Origin of the sequence: Enterobacter sp. 18A13, from assembly GCF_007035975.1 — a bacterium.
GTDB classification, from domain to species: domain Bacteria; phylum Pseudomonadota; class Gammaproteobacteria; order Enterobacterales; family Enterobacteriaceae; genus Enterobacter; species Enterobacter vonholyi.
Window position 1 is genome coordinate 3,873,039 of the sequence record NZ_AP019634.1, and the last position, 19,454, is coordinate 3,892,492.

Here is a 19,454-nt window from a genome sequence, read left to right on the forward strand (position 1 = left end):
ATTCCTGGTAGTTAAGCGACTTCCGCACTCGCACGGTAATGCGTTTCGAGATGCGCGAAGGTGGAGTCCGGGACAATCTCCCGGATCCGGGAAAACTGCTGTGTCTTCAGTAATCGACGCACTTCGGACGCCGATATGGCGTTACCGGTGGCCTTGATGCGCGGCATTTCCACCACCTCAATATGCGAGGCCAGCAGGTCGTGCAGCGTCTGGTTGTACTGGCGGGTGATATCGCAGAACGGCTCCGAGCCGATGAAGCGGTGCGTGATGCCCAGCGCCGGGGCGATAAAGTCCCGGAAGATCAGCACGTCGATCTCGCTCCACGCCTGCTGCACTTTGCCGGTCTCCTTAAGGAAGTAGGCCGGAAAGGTGGCGCGAGAGATGATGTACTGCGAGCCTTCATGCACCACGACGTTCGGCAGATGCGCCACCCCCGCGCGCACCATCTCCAGACGGGCACTGAACGGAAAGAACGAGGCGTCTTCACGCACCACGAACAGATGCAGAGCATCGCACCGCTGCGCCGCCTGCTCCACCAGATGGCGGTGGCCGAGGGTGAACGGATTGGCGTTCATCACAATGGCGCCAATATTCTCCCCGCACTTGCGCTTCGCGCTCAGGGAACGGCAGTAGCGCTCGATCCCCTGCGGGGTGTTCTCCATCAGCACCGCGTTGTTCCCGCTCTGGGCAATCGGCCAGAAGCCGCTGCGGGCAAAGCGCTCCCGGTTGCACGGACAGGTGCAGAGGAAGAGGTGAAAATGGCCGCACTCCAGCGCCGCATTTTCCACCTCTGCCAGTAGCCGCGCGCTGAGGTTCTCGCCGCGAAGCTGCTCGTTGACCGCCACGCATTTGATGACGTTGGCAGCAAGCCCAGCGCAACCCACCAGCTGCGAGCCGGACCAGGCTTCGACGAACAGCGTGATGTCGTTGTCCAGGCCAAGGCCGCTGTCTGCCAGCAGGTAGCGGATCTGGCTTAAGCGTTCCGGGTGTTTCGCCACGAGGGTGTGGCGAAAATCGATGGGTTGCGAGTGCATGCTGCCGCCTTACTTAATGTGCTGCCGCAAGCCCGACGGCTGGCGCTTCCACGATTACGTTGCTCAGATGACCGATATGCTCGATCTCCACCTCAATGCGATCGCCCTCTTTCATAAACAGCGGCGGATTGCGCTTTTTACCCACCCCGCCCGGGGATCCGGTGATGATCACATCGCCGGGACTTAAGCGGGTGAAGGTGCTGATGTACTCGATCAGCTCCGCAACCTTGTGGATCATGCTGCTGGTGTTGTCTTCCTGCACCATGCGGCCGTTCAGCCAGGTGCGGATTGCAAGCCTGTGCGGATCGGGGATCTCATCTGCCGTCGCCATCCACGGGCCAAACGCGCCGGTTTTGCGCCAGTTTTTACCGGCGGTAAACCAGGTGTGCTGCCAGTCGCGGGCGGAGCCGTCCATGTAGCAGCTGTAGCCCGCCACGTGACGCAGGGCGTCGTCACGGCTGATGTTTTCCCCACCTTTACCGATGATCACCGCCAGCTCGCCTTCGTAGTCGAATTCGCTGGAGTGGCGCGGCTTCAGCACCGGTTCGTTGTGGCCGGTCTGTGAATCCGGGAAGCGGACAAACAGCGTTGGGGCCGGGTTGTGCTGGTCAAACTCCTTGCGCTTGTCGGCGTAGTTCATGCCCACGCAGAGGATTTTTTCCGGCTGCTCAATCACCGGTAAGAAGGTGATGGCGCTCATCGGCACGTCCACGGCATCGTTCAGGTAGCGGGTGGCCTGTGCCAGCCCGTTACCCTGCAGCAGCGCTTTAAGATCGCTGTAGCGGTCGCCAAGACGGCGGCCTAAATCAATCACGCCGTCGGCCTGGACGATGCCGTAGCTGCGTTTTCCCTGGTATAAAAAGCTTGCGAGTTTCATTGTTCTTTCCTGAAAACTTAAACGAGGAAGTTGCCCAGAATCAGCAGTGAGACAGAGACGTTAATCGCCCCGCCGATACGGGTAGCAATCTGGGCGAATGGCATCAGGCTCATGCGGTTGCCTGCGGTCAGGATCGCCACGTCGCCGGTACCGCCCTGACCGCTCTGGCAGCAGGAGACGATGGCGACATCAATCGGGTGCATACCAATCTTTTTGCCGACGAAGAACCCGGTCGCCACGAGCGCGGAGACGGTGCTGATAATCACCAGCAGGTTGGTCAGCGTGAAGGCGGCCACCAGTTCATGCCACGGGGTGATAGCCACGCCAACGGCAAAGAGAATCGGATAGGTCACAGAGGTCTGGAAGAATTTGTACACCACCTGAGAGCCTTCCAGCAGGCGCGGAGAGGCACCGTTACAGAGCTTCACCAGAACCGCCATAAACAGCATGCCGACCGGAGCAGGCAGGCCAATCAGCTTGTGGCCGAGCATGCCCAGCATGTAGAGCAGCACCGCCAGCAGCGCGCCGGAGGCGATAGTGGTCACGTCCGCCTTGCCGGAGAATGCAGGCTGAGAGACGGTGGCATCGGCATTGGCGCGGTTAGGCATCAGCTGGCCTTCACCGGTCAGGTGTGGATAACGCTTGCCCAGCTGGTTCAGGCAGCCGGAGATGATGATCGCCGTCAGACCGCCGAGCATGACCATCGGCAGCACGCGACCGAGCGCCACGCCCTGGTCCATATGCAGCAGGGTGGCATAGCCGATGGAAAGCGGGATTGCCCCTTCGCCCACGCCGCCCGCCATAATCGGCAGAATGATAAAGAAGAAGATCTGGAATGGCTCAAGACCCAGCGCCAGGCCGACGCCCATCCCTACCAGCATGCCGACGATTTCGCCGCACAGCATCGGGAAGAAGATGCGCAGGAAGCCCTGGATCAGCACCGTGCGGTTCATGCTCATGATGCTGCCGACGATAATGCAGCAGATGTAGAGATAGAGAATGTTGGTGGATTTGTAGAACTTGGTGGTGGACTCGACCACCACGTCCGGCAGCAGGCCGTAATAGACCAGCGCGGAAGGGATAAAGGTGGCGCAAATCGCCGCCGCGCCGAGCTTGCCGACAATCGGCAGGCGTTTGCCAAACTCGCCGCAGGCAAAGCCGAAGAAGGCCAGCGTGGCCACCATGACCACGATATCGCTCGGCAGTTTTCCGCCCAGGCAATCAATGGCAATCAGCACGCCCGCCAGAACGAACAGCGGCAGAGGAATAATCCCGATTTTCCAGGTATCCATAATATGCCACCAGCGCTCTTTGAGCGAAGGTCGCTGAATTTCAATCGGGTCGTGGGTAACAGAGAAAGAATCGTCAGTTGTGCTCATAATAAGCCCCTTGGTTATTTTGTGCGTTCAGCTTAGAGTCACAAAGGCTTACTTTATGTGAGGGATGGCATATTAAAAGCGAAGTTTTAATGGCAGCTATGGTTTTAATGGTTTCTTTTATTTAATGTGATTTATACCTTATTTATTGCCGTGGTTTTTATGGTTTCTTTTCTAAATTGAACAAACAAATAACATTTGTTGATGCAGCCCAAAGCACGTTAGCCTTTTGGATAACGCTTTTACAGCGCCCGCTGTGCAAGGGATCACAAGTTTTCGGCAAAGCGGGCGTACGCGCAAAAAAAGATGATATATTGGCGATCTTTGTCGCTACCTTGCGTGATAGTTATGAAAGTCTCTTTCCAGATCAAGCTGTTTATTTCGCTGGTTGCCTTTTTCTCAGTGCTTTTTGCGTTACTGGGCGGATATTATTATGCCGACGTAGGGAAACAGCTTTATCAGGAAATGAGTACGCGAGCCAAAATACAGGCTGAAGAGATTGCGCTTATTCCGACATTGCGTAATGAAGTTGAACAAAAGAATATCAACGCCATCCATGATTTTATGCAGAAGATTTCTGCGCATAGCGACGCCAGCTTTATTGTGATTGGTGATAATAAAGGCCAGCATCTTTTTCACTCCGTCTTTGCCGACAGAGTGGGCACCACGCTGGTAGGCGGTGACAACGAAGCCGTATTGCAGGGTAAAAGCATCACCACCATCCGCAAAGGCGGGCTGGGCATTTCGCTGCGCAGTAAAGCCCCCATCTTCAACGCTGCAGGACAGGTGGTCGGCATCGTTTCGGTCGGCTATCTCACCAGCTACCTGGACACTATTACCGTCAGTAAGGTGGTCAACATTCTGATTGCCGCCGTGCTGCTGCTGATTGCTCTCTTTATCTTCTCCTGGTTCTTTACCCGCAGTATTAAGAAGCAGATCTTCTCCCTTGAGCCGCGCGAGATCGGCCTGCTGGTGCGTCAGCAGAAGGCCATGATGGAGTCTATTTATGAAGGGGTGATTGCCATTGACGATCAAAGGCGGATTGAAGTCATCAACCAGGCGGCGCGCAAGCTGCTGGGCCTGAGCCAGCCGGCCCGTGAACTGCGCGGACAGCTGATAAGCCAGGTGATCGATCCGGTCCCGTTCTTCGACACGCAGACGATGCTGGCGAAAGATACCCATGACGAGATTTGCCGTTTTAACGATCTCACGGTGATTGCCAGCCGGGTACACATCATGCTTGAGGGGTCGCTGCAGGGCTGGGTGATCACCTTCCGCGATCGCAACGAGATCGACTCGCTGAGCGCCCAGCTCAGCCAGGTCAAACGCTATGTCGATAACCTCCGCATTATGCGCCACGAGCAGTTAAACCGGATGACCACCCTCTCCGGCCTGCTGCATATGGGCCGCTATGAGGAGGCGATTGGCTACATTCAGGCGCAGTCTGAACACGCCCAGGAGCTGCTGGACTTTATATCTTCACGCTTTAGCTCCCCGACCCTGTGCGGTCTGCTGCTGGGGAAAGCCGCCCGCGCGCGGGAGAAAGGCGTTGAATTGTGCTTCGATCCGGCCTGTCGGCTGGATAAATCATTCCTCCCCCTCGGGGAGCAGGAACTGATTTCAATTATTGGCAACCTGCTGGATAACGCCATCGAAGCGACGCAGCGGTCGCCGCTTCCCCACGCGCCGGTGGAGGTGCTGATAAAGCTCAGCGAACAGGAGCTGATTATTGAAGTCGCCGACCAGGGCGTTGGCATTACACCGGAGATCCGTGAGCGGATCTTTGAACGCGGCATCACCACCAAGACGCGCGGCGATCATGGGATTGGTCTGTATCTGATCGAAAGCTATGTCACACAGGCTGGCGGCGCAATAGAAGTTGCCGATAATACCCCGCGCGGCGCCATTTTCTCCCTGTTTATCCCGGCCACGGGAACCGCCCGGCAACTGGAAGACACCGACTATGCAACATGAACTTATCGACGTACTGATTGTTGAAGACGAGAACGAACTGGCGCAACTGCACGCGGAGCTGATAGGCAAACATCCGCGTCTGAGGCTGGTGGGCATTGCCTCGTCGCTGGCTGCGGCCCAGGCAGAACTTGCAAATAAACAGCCGCAGCTGGTGCTGCTGGATAACTACCTGCCGGACGGCAAAGGGATCTCGCTTATCAATAACCCTATGCTGGCCCGCGCCAACTGCTCGGTGATTTTTATTACTGCCGCCAGCGATATGGACACCTGCAGCCAGGCCATCCGCAACGGCGCGTTCGACTACATCCTCAAACCCGTCTCCTGGAAGCGGCTCAGCCAGTCGCTGGAGCGGTTTGTGCAGTTTGCCGAACAGCAGCGGGTCTGGAAGATTGTCGACCAGCAAAACGTCGATTCTCTGTATCAGCTGCAGGCGAAAAACTACCGCCTGGACAACGGCAGCAAAGGCATTGAGGAAAATACGCTGGCGCGGGTGCAGTCGCTGTTTAACGACAAGGCAACGCACTGCTTTACCGTGGATGAGGTGGTGAGCGAGACGGGGTTGAGTAAAACCACCACCCGTCGCTATCTGGAACACTGCGTCGAGTCGGGTTTTCTGACGGTGGAGATGCTGTACGGCAAGATCGGGCATCCGAGGAGGATGTACAAGCGTAGTGCGGTTTGATGAGACGTTCCCTCTCCCAGGGGGAGAGGGTTAGGGTGAGGGCAGCAGCCCGCACTATCTCAGCACATACCCATACAGCCGCTTAATCCCGTCGGCATCCTTCTCGCTGTAAACGCCCTGCAGTTCCGGCGAGAAGCCCGGCAGCAGGTTGATGCCCTCCTCCAGCGCCAGGAAGTAACGCTGTACCGCCCCGCCCCAGACTTCACCCGGCACCACGCACAGCACGCCCGGCGGATAGGGCAGCGCCCCTTCGGCAGCAATCCGCCCTTCGGCATCCCGTATGCGAACCAGCTCCACGTCTCCGCGAATATACGCCTGATTGGCATCCTGCGGATTCATCGCCACCTCAGGCAGGCTCTCCTTGCGGAACATCGCTTTCTGCAAATCCTTCACGTCGAAGCTGACGTAGAGATCGTGCATCTCCTGACACAGCTGGCGAAGGGTGTAATCCCGGTAGCGCACCGGGTATTTCTGGAAGATCGTCGGCAGCACGTCCGCCAGCGGCGTGTCGTCTTCAATATGCTGTTCAAACTGTCCCAGCATCGCCACCAGCTGCGCCAGCTTCTCGCTGCTTTCGGCAGGGGTCAGCAGGAACAGGATCGAGTTAAGATCGCATTTCTCCGGCACAATGCCGTTTTCACGCAGATAGTGCGCCAGAATCGTCGCCGGGATCCCGAAATCCGTGTACTCGCCGGTTTCGGCATCGATGCCCGGCGTGGTCAGCAGGAGCTTGCACGGGTCGACAAAGTACTGCTCGCTTGCATAGCCCTCAAAGCCGTGCCATTTGGCCCCCGGCTCGAAGCTGAAGAAGCGCAGCTCGCTGGCAATGGCGTGCGTCGGATGATCCTGCCACGGCCGCCCCGCTACCACCGGTGGGATAAACGGTTTGATCATATGACAGTTGGCAATGATTGCCTTGCGCGCTTCAATCCCCAGCTCGACGCACTCCGCCCACAGCCTGCGTCCGCTTTCCCCTTCGTGGATCTTGGCATTCACATCCAGCGCTGCGAACAGCGGATAAAACGGGCTGGTGGAGGCATGCAGCATAAACGCGTTGTTCAGCCGCTTGTGAGGGCAAAAACGCGCCTGACCGCGAATGTGGTTATCCTTTTTATGGATCTGCGAGGTTTGCGAGAACCCGGCCTGCTGTTTGTGCACCGACTGGGTCACGAAAATCCCCGGATCGTTCTCGTTCAGCTCCAGCAACAGCGGGGACGTTTCCGCCATCATCGGAATAAACTGCTCGTAGCCCACCCAGGCGGAGTCAAAGAGAATGTAGTCGCACAGATGGCCGATCTTATCGATCACCTGACGGGCGTTGTAGATCGTCCCGTCGTAGGTGCCAAGCTGAATGATTGCCAGGCGGAACGGACGTGCCTCATTGGCCTTCTCCGGTGCCGCCTCGCGGATAAGATCCCGCAGATACGCATCGTTAAAGCAGTGGTCGTCAATTCCGCCAATAAAGCCAAACGGATTACGCGCGGCCTCAAGGTAAACCGGCGTCGCACCCGCCTGGATCAGCGCCCCGTGGTGGTTAGACTTATGGTTATTGCGGTCGAACAGCACCAGGTCGCCGCGGGTCAGCAGCGCGTTGGTCACTACCTTGTTGGCCGCTGACGTGCCGTTCAGCACGAAGTAGGTTTTATCCGCGTTAAACACTTTCGCCGCGAACTTTTGCGCGTGCTTAGCGGAGCCTTCGTGGATCAGCAGATCGCCCAGCTTCACGTCGGCGTTGCACATGTCGGCGCGAAACACGTTCTCACCGAAGAAATCATAGAACTGTCGCCCTGCCGGGTGCTTTTTGAAAAAGGCCCCGTGCTGGTGGCCCGGACAGGCGAAAGTGCTGTTGCCCATCTCCACATACTGGCTCAGGGTGTCGAAAAAAGGCGGCAGCAGATTCTCTTCATAACGGCTGGCAGCGCTCTCCAGTTCCAGAAACTCCTGAGCTTTGCCCGAGATGACCGCGGTGGCGCCGTCGGGCACCTCCATTGGCTCTGGAGAAAAAATAAACACCGGCAGCTGAAAGCCCGTGCGTTTCAGCAGTGCAAGGATACCGCTGCGGCTTTCAGCCGTTGTGATGACGACGGCCGCCACATCGGTAAAATCAGTGCTGTCCAGCGTCACCTTTTCGCGGTGCGTAGACACAGTGGAGAGCAGCTCGCGGCTGACGGCAATTTTCATGGTTTTCATAGGCGCAGTTACCCTCACCGGACGGTGAGACAGGGAGGAGAAAATTCGCGCAATAATGTCACCTTTTATTTTGAGGTGCAAGAAGGAATCAGTATGCACGAAATCAGCCAAAGCTAAGGCCCGCGAAGCCCTGCCGTGCCATAATAATGCAATATCAATGATTAAATAACAGGAGTTAACTTTGGTTATCGGGCCATTTATTAACGCAGGAGCCGTATTGCTGGGCGGCGTACTCGGCGCCGTGCTGAGCCAGCGGCTGCCGGAGCGGATTCGCACCTCCATGCCCTCAATATTCGGCCTGGCATCGTTAGGGATTGGTATTCTTCTGGTGATCAAATGCGCCAACCTGCCGGTGATGGTGTTGGCCACCCTGCTCGGCGCGCTGATTGGCGAATTTTGCTATCTGGAAAAAGGCATTAACAGCGCGGTGAGTAAAGCCAAAAACCTGATTGCCCGACCGGGCAAGGCGAAACACGGCACGCACGAGACGTTTATTCAGAACTATGTCGCCATCATTATTCTGTTTTGCGCCAGCGGCACCGGGATTTTCGGTTCGATGCAGGAAGGGATGACGGGCGACCCGAGCATTTTGATTGCAAAAGCGTTTCTTGATTTCTTCACCGCCACTATTTTTGCCACCACGCTCGGCATTGCCGTGGCGGCGATTTGCGTCCCGATGCTGCTTATCCAGCTGGCACTGGCTACCTGCGCCACGCTAATTCTCCCGCTAACCACGCCCGCAATGATGGCAGACTTTACCGCCGTCGGCGGCCTGCTGCTGCTGGCTACCGGGCTGCGCATCTGTGGGATCAAGATGTTTGCCGTGGTGAATATGCTGCCCGCACTGCTGCTCGCCATGCCGCTCTCCGCGCTCTGGACGCACTTTTTCGCTTAAGGATGCGGCGAAATGGTGAGAGATTGCGCAGTCTGTAACGAAAACAACATTTTTCGTTGACGCCACCGGGCAGATCGGGTTTAATGCGCCCCGTTGCCCGGATAGCTCAGTCGGTAGAGCAGGGGATTGAAAATCCCCGTGTCCTTGGTTCGATTCCGAGTCCGGGCACCAAATTCATATCAACGGACCTCCACGGAGGTCCGTTTTTGCATTCTAAGCCCGCCAAAACCAACTCCTCTTCAATCCCTTAACTCCACAACTCAATCAACTTCAACCCGCATCAAGTCCCTTGCGAGGGTACAACTGAGGGTATAGTCTGATTCGATAAGATTTATACCCCTTTTACTATCAGGAGATACCCCCAATGGCGCTAACTGACGCTAAGATCCGTGCAGCTAAACCGGATGAAAAACCTTATAAACTTGCCGACAGCGGCAACATGTTTTTGCTCGTTCACCCTAACGGCTCGCGCTACTGGCGGCTCCGCTATCGGTATCTGGGCAAAGAAAAAACACTCGCTCTGGGTGTCTATCCTGAAGTCTCGTTATCAGAAGCAAGGGAAAAACGCGATGTAGCGAGGAAGCTGATAGCAGAAGGAACCGACCCGTGCGAACAGAAACGGATCAAAAAGTCTGTACCTGAAACAGCTCTGACATTCGAAGGAATCGCAAGACAGTGGCATAAGAGCAACAAAAAATGGTCAGCTTCACATAGTGAGAAAATACTGAAAAGTCTAGAAAATCATGTATTTCCCTTTATTGGCTCACGTGACATTACCACCCTCAGAACTCCCGATTTACTTGTTCCAGTAAAGGCTGCCGAAGCCAAAGAGATCTATGAGATTGCAGCGCGCCTTCAGCAGCGTATCACTGCAATCATGCGTTATGCTGCCCAGTCAGGTATTATCACCTATAACCCTGCCGTGGATATGGCTGGTGCTTTAACGACGGTGAAACGCCAGCACCGCCCTGCCCTCGCCTTAAATCGCATTTCAGAGCTTCTTGAACGACTGGATGCATACAGAGGACAACCTCTCACCCGTCTAACAACTAAACTCACCCTGCTTATCTTCATCCGTTCCAGTGAACTACGCTTTGCCAGGTGGTCCGAGATCGACTTCAGGAAAGCCATGTGGGAAATTCCTCCTGAGCGGAAACCTATTGAAGGGGTCAAGTATTCCTATCGTGGCTCAAAAATGCAAACAGAACATCTTGTGCCACTCTCTACTCAGGCGTTGAATATACTGCAGCAGATCCACACCATCAGTGGAGATCATGAACTGATTTTCACCGGCAATCACAATCCATGGAAACCCATGAGTGAGAACACGGTGAATAACGCACTGCGACTGATGGGCTACGATACAAAGGTCGAGGTCTGTGGTCACGGTTTCCGGGCAATGGCCTGTAGTTCGTTGATTGAGTCAGGGTTATGGTCCAGGGATGCTGTTGAACGCCAGATGAGTCATCAGGAACGTAATGGCGTGCGTGCAGCTTATATCCATAAAGCGGAGTTTCTGGATGAGCGCAGGTTGATGCTGCAGTGGTGGGGGGATTTTCTGGATGCAAACAGTGAAAAACCGGTCTCACCTTTCGATTACGCCAGACAACAATTATAATCTATTCTCCCGACAAAAATGCCGGGAGAATATTTCCTTATTTTTTTCTCTGTATACCTTTCTTCACCGAGGGCTGGGGAATCATTAACACCTGCTCCTGTGCTGAAATATTTTACGCAGGGAAAATGGACTACCTATACTACCCAGGTTGAAACCTGTCACAGCGATTAACAATAAAATAGACACAAAATAACGGGATATCACTATCATTTTTTAACGGATGAAGAAATTAATGCACTAGCAATAAAACGAATGATTTCCATATCGTTGGCGGAGAGCTGGAGATCCCCGTGCTGCTGAGTGAAATCTCACCACCTGAACACGTCGATTTTTTCTGGAACGAATGAAATCTGCATTAAGCGAAACATGTTCCGGTTTACTGAATTCTCCAATACCGAGCGTATTCTACGCCTCATCAGGAACCATGCCGATACCGACGCCGGTAGTTTCACCTAACAGTCCACCTTTCTGGCAAACGATTTTCAGTCTCAGCACCATACAAAAAATGCCAGTATGGGGTATTCTTTCTTTTTTGAGCTTCACACCCTCAACGATGAAAAACTGTTTGCTCTCATTAAATGTAAGCGTACAGCAGGAGCCGTATTAACGAAGAGGGTTATTCCGCTGGCAGCGTGACGCGCCACGGTAGCAGCTCGCTGACCCGGTTGACCGACCAGTCAGATATGATGTTGAGCACATGACGGAGATAGCTCTCTGGATCCACGCCGTTCAGCTTGCATGTACCGTTCAGGCTGTACAGTAGCGCTCCGCGCTCACCACCGTGGTCAGAGCCGAAGAACAGGAAGATGGTATGACCTTTATATAATCACTTTAGCATCGGTGCATTATTGGAGGTCATCATGTTACAAAATTCCCCTTCGATTTATGTTGGTCTGGATGTGCATAAAGAATCACTGGCTATCGCGATAGCCAGTCCTGAGCGCGGTGGAGAAATCCGCTTTTATGGTAACATCCCAAATCAACAGCAAAGCATTAATCACTTATTTTTAAAGATAAAAAAGCAATACTCATACATTATGGCTTGTTATGAAGCGGGTCCCTGTGGATACAATATTTATCACCAGCTAACAGCTATGGACGTTGAGTGTATTGTTGTAGCGCCATCACGGATCCCAAAATCACCCACAGACCGCATCAAAAACGATCACCGTGACGCAGTTGGTCTGGCAAGATTATTACGTGCCGGTGAATTAACCCCAGTCCGGATCCCTGACCTGACGCACGAAGCAATGCGTGATCTGGTTCGGGCCAGGGCTGCTTCAAAGCAAGATAGCCGCATTGCCAGGCAGCGAATACAGAGCATATTGCTGCGTAATGACCGGAGATATGACAAGAAGCCGTGGAGTTACAAACATCGGATCTGGCTGGCCAACCAGACTTTTCCTCTACCATCGCAACAGATTGCATTTCAGCACTATTGTCAGAGCCTCGAACAAATAGAAAGCCGAATAATACAACTGGATCAAGAGATTGATCGGCTGTTACCCGAATGGTCGTTATACAATCTGGTCTGCCAGCTTCAGGCGCTAAAAGGCGTGGGTAAAACGATTGCAATCTCACTTGTGTCAGAACTTGGCGATTTCTCTCGTTTCCCTAATCCAAAACAAATCATGGCCTATATAGGGTTAATTCCGGGGGAATATTCCAGTGGTAACAAAACTCGTTCCCGGGGCATAACAAAAACCGGTAACAGTGAACTACGAAGGCTATTGTACGAAGCTGCGTGGGCATATCGTTCTCCGGCAAAAGTTGGAAGCTGGCTCATTACCTACCGACCAACTGAAACCACACAGGAATCAAAAGACATTGCCTGGAAAGCTCAACAGCGGTTATGTGCCCGCTACAAAGCGCTCTTACAGAGAGGTAAACGGTCACAAATTGCTGTTACAGCGGTCGCCAGGGAACTGACAGGATTCATGTGGTATATTGCCCTGGCGGCTCGACAATCAGGGTAACAGTACAGCGTTAAACCCTGAAGTGCCGGGCACGGAATGAGTGATCCTCGTCAAGAACGTAGGTCGGAAGGCAACAATCCGATACCAGCAGGTAGAAAGAGGCAAGCTCACTACGAAAACCTTCGTGGGGCAACTAATCCCCGAATAAGAGTCTGTTCAATTCAGGATACAGCTCGGTCACTTCAGGTTCTCTGACGCCTGCGACTGTTTTAAAGCACAGAAAAATCAGGCTGTGCAGGACAAGTACGGCCGAAATTCTTGACAAAGGTCATAAGAGTTTTTGCGACCCAGGCTGACCATCCGCAGCGCATTTTCAGCGATGTTGTTATCAGCTTCGACGCAGCCGTCTTCCGCATAGTACTTCAGTGCCGGCCACTGGTCCAGAGCGTACGTGAACGCCTTCGCCAGCTCTGAGTGCCTCGACAACGTTTTCATCTTTTCACGCAGCCAGCTTTCCAGTGATTTCAGTCGCGGTTTCGCTTTCTGCTGACGTTCGCCAAGGCGCTGCTCTGCTGGCATTCCCCGTATTTCAGCCTCGATGGCATACAGTTCGCCTATACGTTTCAGGGCTTCCTCCGTCAGCTATGATGGCGTGCGAACGTGCACATCATGGATCTTGCGGCGGGCGTGAGCCCAGCAGGCAGCTTCTGTTATCTGTCCATTGCGGTACAGTTCGTTGAACCCGGCATACGCATCTGCCTGCAGCACGCCGCTGAAGCCAGCAAGATGGCTCTGCGGGTGGAGTCCTTTTCTGTCCGGGCTATAGGCGAACCACACGGCTGCCGGCATGGTCGAACCAGCGTTGCGATCGTCACGAACATAGACCCACAGCCGACCGGTACGGGTTTTACCATTACCGGGCTCCAGTACATTCACCGGCGGTCGAGTAGACCAGAGGGATCCTCCCCCTCTGGCCGCTCACAGAACCGTACGTGAAGCTCTCAGCTCATACGGCTCCTGTTATTCAACTCTATCTGATCATGAACTTCCAGTGTACAAACAGTGTCTTATTACGCTGTCTGATCCGCTCCAGTACTTCACTGGCGCGACTTTGATGCCACCGATATTGCTTATAACGGCACCGGACCCACTTTACCAACCGCCAGTCCAGTATTCGCCATAACCTGTTCATTTCACTTGGATAAAACTTCCCATAATAATTGATCCATCCACGCAGCTGCGAGTTGATTCTTTCCGCAATTTCTTCTGCCGACAGGCTTGTCAGCCGCTGAATATTCCATTTACGGAATGTCCGGACGATGGCTTTCTGGGCCTTATTGCTTATTGCCGGTAGAAATCCGGTGAACAGACCACCTGCAATCTTCCTTGCTGCACGGCGGCGGAAGGTAAACCCAAGAAAATCGAATGAATAGTGACCATCGCTTTTGCGTCTGGCCAGTGGGTGACAGTTCACGATCCGGGTTTTCTCCGGATGTAGCTCTAACCCGCAGTCTTTCATTCGTTCCCTGAGCTGGCTGAGAAGCAAACGCGCTTCCCATCGGCTCCGACAGTGAATGACGCTGTCATCGGCATACCTTTCCCATGCATTATTTGGGTAGTGTTTCTCCAGCCATTTATCCTGGGTGTAATGCAGAAAAAGATTTGCCAGCAGTGGACTGATTACGCCACCCTGCGGGGTACCCTTTTCTGGTGAATGACGATGCCCGTCCGGGAAAATGATCTCAGCTTTCAGCCATCGCACAATGCAGAGTCTGACCCATGGGGCAGGATGCAAATGATCCACAGCCTTCAACAGCAGAGCATGATCAAGATTATCAAAGAAACCTTTGATATCCAGATCAATCACCCATTCGTATTTCCAGCAGTTCACTTTTGCCTGTGCAACGGCATCATGCGCAGATTTTCCCGGTCAATAGCCAAATGAAGAATCGCTGAACAACAGGTCCCACTGCGGTTCCAGTATCATCTTGACGGCCATCTGTGCTACACGATCGCTGACAGTGGGGATCCCCAATGGACGAGTTTTCCCGTCTGACTTAGGAATTTCCACACGCTTCACCGGCGGCGGCATATAACAGCCAGAGCTTAACCGATTCCAGATCTTGTAAAGATTCCGGGACAGATTATGCTCAAACGCTTCAATTGTCATTCCATCCACACCAGCTGATCCTTTGTTGGCTTTGACAGCCAGCCAGGCTCTCCAGATAATGGTTTTATCGATCAGATAAGGTTTTGCTTTGTTCAAATTAATCATCCTGTCAGCAGTTGTTGCTTTAAACAAAGCTGAATAACGTTCCCCCTTCGCTCCAGCACCGTTACAGCGCCTTCGTCACTACTACGGGGAACTCCGTCCCTGTACGCCACATCGGTACTCTTTCTGCGCGGTGTTTTGCCACAGTTTCTCCCTTAGCATCGGCGTGTCAGGTTCACACGTTCCGTATCTGAGCCTGAGAAGAGATCATGCCACCTCAATGCCGGTTGCCGGATGGTCAGTAAACAGGTTTCCACCATCCTTATCCCGGGGTAACGACAAGAACCCGGTTTTGACAACGCTTACACGTAACGACACTTGTCCAGTGGTTCACTCGCGTTCATCTTCTCTGCTCCTACCTGACGGCTTCTTGCCGCCTTTTCCCCAGCGCTTCCTGCTGTGGCTCTTTACCACAACAGTCTGAGGTGGTTTGTATCCTCCTCCTGTAAGGCGAATACGGAAGGCCATCTTCCATCTCAGACACAGCATGGACGGAGCCTTCCCGGTTCCGTCCTTCGTGTCACACTGTCGTCGGCATGTACTTTACCCGGCATCAGCACATAGTGGTTATGTTCTTCATACAACGGACGAAGCTGCTCTCCTATAACATCAACCCAGCGTCCCATCGTATTGCGGCTCAGCTCCACGCCCTGGCGGCTGTAGATTTCAGCCTGACGATACAGGGGAAGATGTTCAGCGAACTTTGCCATGATGATGCGGGCCAGCAGGCCCGGGCTGGCGTAACTACGCTCGATGGGTTTCGGCGGCAGCGGTGCCTGCACGATACAGTCGCACCGGCTGCAGGCCAGTTTTGGCCGCACCGTTTCGATAACCCTGAAGGCTGTGTTGATGATATCCAGCTGTTCGGAGATACTTTCGCCCAAAGGTTTCAGTTTACCACTGCAGACGGGGCATTCGTTTTCTGGTGGGTAGATAAACTGCCTGTCGCGGGGGAGTGCTGCCGGAAGCGAATTACGGGCAGATGAGTCTGATGCTTTCGGCGTATTATCTCCGGCCATTGAGGTGAGCTGCGACTGCGCTTCGCCAAGCCTGTTCTGGAGTTCGGTTATGCGCTTTTCAGCCTGCACGATCTTCTTTTCTATCTTCTCGCGGTTTTTCTCGCTACTGCGGCCGAACAGCATTCTCTGCAGTTTAGCGACCAGCGCTCTGAGTGAGTCGATCTCGCGGGCATAGCCAGTTATTTCATCGGACAAGCGAACGATAACCGCCTGTTGTGCGACCAGCAGGGCCTTCAGTTGCTCGATGTCATCGGGGAGTGAACTGTTCATGCCCCTGTTTTATCATGGGTTATATCCGTATGCCAGGCCGTTCCGTTCGTTTTGGATGCTGCCACGCGATCCCCTCCAGCAGCATGGACAACTGGGCGGGCGTCAGATGCACTTTCCCTTCACGAGTCACCGGCCACACGAAGCGGTCCCGCTCGAGGCGTTTGGTGAACAGGCATAGCACGTCACGATCGGCCCACAGGATTTTCACCATTTTGCCGCTGCGACCACGGAACACGAAGATATGCCCGGAGAACGGATCATCTTTCAGCGTGTTCTGCACCTTCGAGGCCAGACCGTTGAAGCCGCAACGCATATCTGTGACGCCCGCGATGATCCAGATTCTGGTGCCAGTCGGCAACGTTATCATCGGACACCACCTTTCATTTCGCGGATTAGCGCCCGAAGAAGCTCCGGGGTCACCGGGTCAAACAACTTTACAACGCCTGATTTAAGATGCAGCTCGCACCGTGGCGCGTTTCCGGGCTCATCTCCAGGAGAATCATCAGGTTTGTTTCGCCAGAAGGGATTCGTCACTGCCCTGATCGGCTCTGGCGTATCAGTCAGCGCCACCGGCACAGGCTGGCATTCCTGTATGTCATCATCGCTCAGTAAGCCGTCCTCGTACTGGTTTTTCCATTTAAACAGCAGGTTATCATTTATATCGTGCTCTCTGGCGATCCGGGCAACGACAGCACCTGGTCGTAATGCCTGCTTCACCAGGCTGACTTTAAATTCACGGCTGTAACTGGCACGCCTGTCTTTGCGCCATTTTCCTTCGTTAATTTCAGGACGAGTGGATTCATTTTTCGGTTGGCATAAAGGATGGCATCAAGCTGAGAGAATGAAATTGAGTCAGGAAACGGCCATGCGAAACCGGATGCAATAAATGTCTGAAAAAGCGTATGTATTGTCGAGTGACTGAGGCCAAGACGCTGGGCGATGATCCTGATGCTTAACTTGTCTTCAAATCTTAATCGCAGAGCATCGGGTAGATAAGAACGGAAGCAGGGAATATCTTTTGTTGTCCGGGAATTCATCGTTCGTGTCCATCAATATTGATCTGCGCCCCAGATCTTGGACAACTTATGCAGCCTGACTCAATCGATATTGTACCGGACTAAGACCGCCAAGTTTTTCCTTTATCCTCAATTGGTTATAATAATCAATGTAATCGATAATGTCTCGCTTTAAGTCATCCACATTTTTATATTCATTGAGGTAATAACATTCTGATTTCAATGTTCCAAAAAAACTCTCTATCACTGCATTATCAAGGCAATTTCCCCGACGAGACATACTCTGGGCGATGCCACTATCTTTTAACCATCGTTGCCAGCGTGACATCTGATATTGCCAGCCTTGATCGCTGTGCAATATTGGGTGTTCGTCTTTCGGCAACTGTTTCAGCGCATCCGTGAGCATAGTCTGCACCATTGAAGGTAGAGGGCGGTTAGCGAGGTTATAAGCAATGATTTCGCCATTATAAAGATCCATGATGGGCGACAAATACAGCTTTTTGCCATTCACTTTAAACTCAGTGACATCTGTGACCCACTTCTCGTTGGGGCGTTCTGCGTCAAACTGGCGTTTCAGGAGATTATCGCAAATTCGTCCTTGTTCTCCTTTATATGAACGGTACTTTTTGACGCGAATCAGGCTGCTAATACCCAGTTCCTTCATGAGTTTTCTAACGGTTTTGCCATTAAGTAAAACCCCCTCGTTACGACATGCCAGCCTGATGCGTCTGTAACCATAGCGACCTTTGTGCTGGTGATAAATTTTCAGCACAAGCGCTCTGGCAGACTGGTATCGGTCCGGAGCCGCAAGACGTTTTACATGATAGTAAAATGTACTCCGGGGCAGCCCAGCAACGATTAACAATCGGGACAATGGCCATTCCTGCCTTAGTTCACTTACAATGCTCACTTTTTCCTGGGCGCTGAGCATGTTTTCTGCTGAACCAAGGCCTTCAGCTTTTTTAAGTAGGCATTCTCGACCCTGAGTTGTTCAAGTTCCTCTCGCTCAACATCGGTTAATGCTGGCTGTGGTGGGACTGGCGTGATGCTTTTATCTGGCACTGGGATGATCTTTTGATTTTTTCGGGTGAAAGCATCCTCGCCATGTTTTCTATATTTTTCAAGCCAGGTACATACAGTACCAAAGGCTGGTATCCCATGTTTTACCGCAGTTTCACGAACAGAGAAGCCATCATCCACAACTTCTTTTACTACCATAAGTTTGAAATCAGCAGAGTAGCGTCCCTTTTTACCCGTAAGCACACCGATCCCATGCTCCCGGTAGGCATAAGCCCATTTTCTTACCGTGCAAGGGCTTATGTCGTACATCCTGGCTACAGATTTCAGACTCAACTCATCTTCCAGATACTTCTCTGACACTTCCTTTTTGAATTCCAATGAAAATTTTGCCATGCGCCCTCAGTTTTTGATCTGGTGTCTAACTTTTGGGGCGCACTACAATATAGATGGACGCGATTGTTGCCAGACAGGACAGTTTTCACAAGACGTCGTAGATGGTGCGCTTACTCAATTAGTAGAAAATGTATTTTCCTATGTATGCTCCGATGACTTATTCATTTAACTTAATAGAGCGGAAAAACTATTGATTTTTAGGAGCAGTCGATTGTTCTGGTTTGCAGCATCATGCTGTTTTGCTGAATACGCTGCGCTGTAATTTCTCCGACTAGATGCTTATACTTCGGTACTTCTCTGGTATAACACCTCGAGTCATCGCTGGTTATGATGCCCCCCTTAAAAGATTACCCAAGGCCAATAGTTAACGAAAGGTTACATAATTTCATAAGCAAAATATGCAGGCCAGAATGCAACTATTTTCCATGTCGTACGCGTCCCAAACCTGTGCGGTAGGGATTTTCCACTAAAAAATCTCAATTTCTCATAGGGTTAGCAGATAAGTGCGAGATCAGTATGGGCATTGCAGATTACGGTGGTGATGTCGACTTTCAGTATCTTAGCGGTATCGCGATCCCCAGAACCGTTGAAGGTTATTTCAGTGTACTGCTCTTTCCCCCGGCCTTTGAGCTTTGTAGGAGTAAATGAGTTAAAATACGCGATGACAGTTACGGCAGCGAAAACAGTCGTTTCTTTTTGGGTTCTGCCAATGTCGATAAATCACAGAGGTTTTACAACGGGGACAAAGACATTAAGGCTGACGATGAGTAAACCTCAAAGCGATCATTATATAAGACATTAAACTAATTATAGGAATCACCCACACAAACATCACGCATAATAACCTACACCCCGCGAACATATTTAGCAATCTGCTTCAAAAAATCAGTTGAGAAACACGA

14 protein-coding genes, 1 tRNA gene and 5 pseudogenes are annotated in these 19,454 nt (G+C 52.7%); 6 read left to right on the forward strand and 14 right to left on the reverse strand.

Features of this window, described 5'->3' with window-relative positions:
- Positions 1-11: 11 nt before the first annotated feature.
- From citC to FOY93_RS18615, 3 genes are read right to left on the reverse strand one after another with little or no spacing between them, the layout of a single operon-like run.
- Positions 12-1,034: a [citrate (pro-3S)-lyase] ligase gene (gene citC / locus FOY93_RS18605; RefSeq protein WP_143345518.1), complete on the reverse strand. Its 1,023-nt coding sequence runs from the start codon at positions 1,032-1,034 to the stop codon at positions 12-14.
- A 13-nt stretch (positions 1,035-1,047) separates the two neighbouring features.
- Positions 1,048-1,911 carry a fumarylacetoacetate hydrolase family protein gene (locus FOY93_RS18610; protein ID WP_047173579.1) on the reverse strand — a complete coding sequence of 288 codons (864 nt, stop codon included), beginning with the start codon at positions 1,909-1,911 and terminating at the stop codon, positions 1,048-1,050.
- Positions 1,912-1,928: 17 nt separating this feature from the next.
- Positions 1,929-3,290, reverse strand: coding sequence for a 2-hydroxycarboxylate transporter family protein (locus FOY93_RS18615; RefSeq protein ID WP_047173580.1), 1,362 nt, complete (start codon positions 3,288-3,290; stop codon positions 1,929-1,931).
- Between the two features lie 345 nt (positions 3,291-3,635).
- On the opposite strand from FOY93_RS18615, the gene FOY93_RS18620 reads away from it, so the two are divergent.
- Together FOY93_RS18620 and FOY93_RS18625 are read left to right on the forward strand one after the other, a co-directional pair.
- Positions 3,636-5,261 (forward strand): ATP-binding protein, encoded by a 1,626-nt coding sequence (locus FOY93_RS18620; RefSeq protein ID WP_164850639.1) that lies wholly within the window; start codon positions 3,636-3,638, stop codon positions 5,259-5,261.
- Entirely contained in the window at positions 5,251-5,943 is a 693-nt protein-coding gene (locus FOY93_RS18625; protein ID WP_133295128.1) for a response regulator, read from the forward strand. The genes FOY93_RS18620 and FOY93_RS18625 overlap by 11 nt, the downstream gene beginning before the upstream one ends.
- 54 nt (positions 5,944-5,997) lie before the next feature.
- On the opposite strand, the gene FOY93_RS18630 is transcribed toward FOY93_RS18625, so the two are convergent.
- Positions 5,998-8,133 carry an ornithine decarboxylase gene (locus FOY93_RS18630; protein ID WP_143345520.1) on the reverse strand — a complete coding sequence of 712 codons (2,136 nt, stop codon included), beginning with the start codon at positions 8,131-8,133 and terminating at the stop codon, positions 5,998-6,000.
- 181 nt (positions 8,134-8,314) lie between these two features.
- Between FOY93_RS18630 and FOY93_RS18635 the strand changes: the two genes are divergently transcribed.
- The 3 genes from FOY93_RS18635 (at position 8,315) to FOY93_RS18645 (ending at position 10,646) form a co-directional block, all read left to right on the forward strand.
- Positions 8,315-9,028 (forward strand): DUF554 domain-containing protein, encoded by a 714-nt coding sequence (locus FOY93_RS18635; protein WP_047173584.1) that lies wholly within the window; start codon positions 8,315-8,317, stop codon positions 9,026-9,028.
- A gap of 95 nt (positions 9,029-9,123) precedes the next feature.
- Positions 9,124-9,199, forward strand: a tRNA-Phe gene (locus tag FOY93_RS18640).
- Between the two features lie 193 nt (positions 9,200-9,392).
- A complete protein-coding gene (locus FOY93_RS18645) occupies positions 9,393-10,646 on the forward strand; it encodes a tyrosine-type recombinase/integrase (RefSeq protein WP_123060776.1) in 1,254 nt (417 codons plus the stop codon).
- Positions 10,647-11,262: 616 nt separating this feature from the next.
- Here the strand turns inward: FOY93_RS18645 and FOY93_RS18650 are convergent.
- Positions 11,263-11,463 (reverse strand): annotated as a pseudogene (locus FOY93_RS18650) (transposase domain-containing protein); the annotation flags it as partial.
- 43 nt (positions 11,464-11,506) lie between these two features.
- On the opposite strand from FOY93_RS18650, the gene FOY93_RS18655 reads away from it, so the two are divergent.
- Positions 11,507-12,622 (forward strand): IS110 family RNA-guided transposase, encoded by a 1,116-nt coding sequence (locus tag FOY93_RS18655; RefSeq protein WP_123060777.1) that lies wholly within the window; start codon positions 11,507-11,509, stop codon positions 12,620-12,622.
- A gap of 276 nt (positions 12,623-12,898) precedes the next feature.
- Here FOY93_RS18655 and tnpC read toward each other — a convergent pair.
- The 9 genes and pseudogenes from tnpC to FOY93_RS18695 all read right to left on the reverse strand — a co-directional run.
- Positions 12,899-13,501 (reverse strand): annotated as a pseudogene (tnpC, locus tag FOY93_RS18660) (IS66 family transposase); the annotation flags it as partial.
- 91 nt (positions 13,502-13,592) lie between these two features.
- Positions 13,593-14,429 (reverse strand): reverse transcriptase domain-containing protein, encoded by an 837-nt coding sequence (locus FOY93_RS18665; protein ID WP_232057356.1) that lies wholly within the window; start codon positions 14,427-14,429, stop codon positions 13,593-13,595.
- A 63-nt stretch (positions 14,430-14,492) separates the two neighbouring features.
- Complete coding sequence (locus FOY93_RS23765) at positions 14,493-14,828, reverse strand: RNA-dependent RNA polymerase family protein (protein ID WP_223539550.1); 336 nt, start codon at positions 14,826-14,828, stop codon at positions 14,493-14,495.
- Between the two features lie 506 nt (positions 14,829-15,334).
- Positions 15,335-16,123 (reverse strand): annotated as a pseudogene (locus FOY93_RS18670) (IS66 family transposase); the annotation flags it as partial.
- Positions 16,124-16,142: 19 nt separating this feature from the next.
- Positions 16,143-16,490, reverse strand: coding sequence for an IS66 family insertion sequence element accessory protein TnpB (gene tnpB, locus FOY93_RS18675; RefSeq protein WP_123060778.1), 348 nt, complete (start codon positions 16,488-16,490; stop codon positions 16,143-16,145).
- Positions 16,487-17,160 (reverse strand): annotated as a pseudogene (gene tnpA / locus FOY93_RS18680) (IS66-like element accessory protein TnpA). Before tnpA ends, tnpB begins: the two are co-directional and overlap by 4 nt.
- A gap of 46 nt (positions 17,161-17,206) precedes the next feature.
- Positions 17,207-18,552, reverse strand: a protein-coding gene (locus tag FOY93_RS23770; RefSeq protein ID WP_442876326.1) for an IS3 family transposase whose coding sequence is annotated in 2 segments (ribosomal slippage) — positions 17,207-18,066 and positions 18,066-18,552 — 1,347 coding nt in all. Because the reading frame shifts where the segments join, the coding sequence is not laid out codon by codon here.
- A 197-nt stretch (positions 18,553-18,749) separates the two neighbouring features.
- A complete protein-coding gene (locus FOY93_RS24105; RefSeq protein ID WP_123060994.1) occupies positions 18,750-18,884 on the reverse strand; it encodes an IS1 family transposase in 135 nt (44 codons plus the stop codon).
- A gap of 163 nt (positions 18,885-19,047) precedes the next feature.
- Positions 19,048-19,276: pseudogene (locus FOY93_RS18695) on the reverse strand (IS1-like element transposase); the annotation flags it as partial.
- Positions 19,277-19,454: the final 178 nt, after the last annotated feature.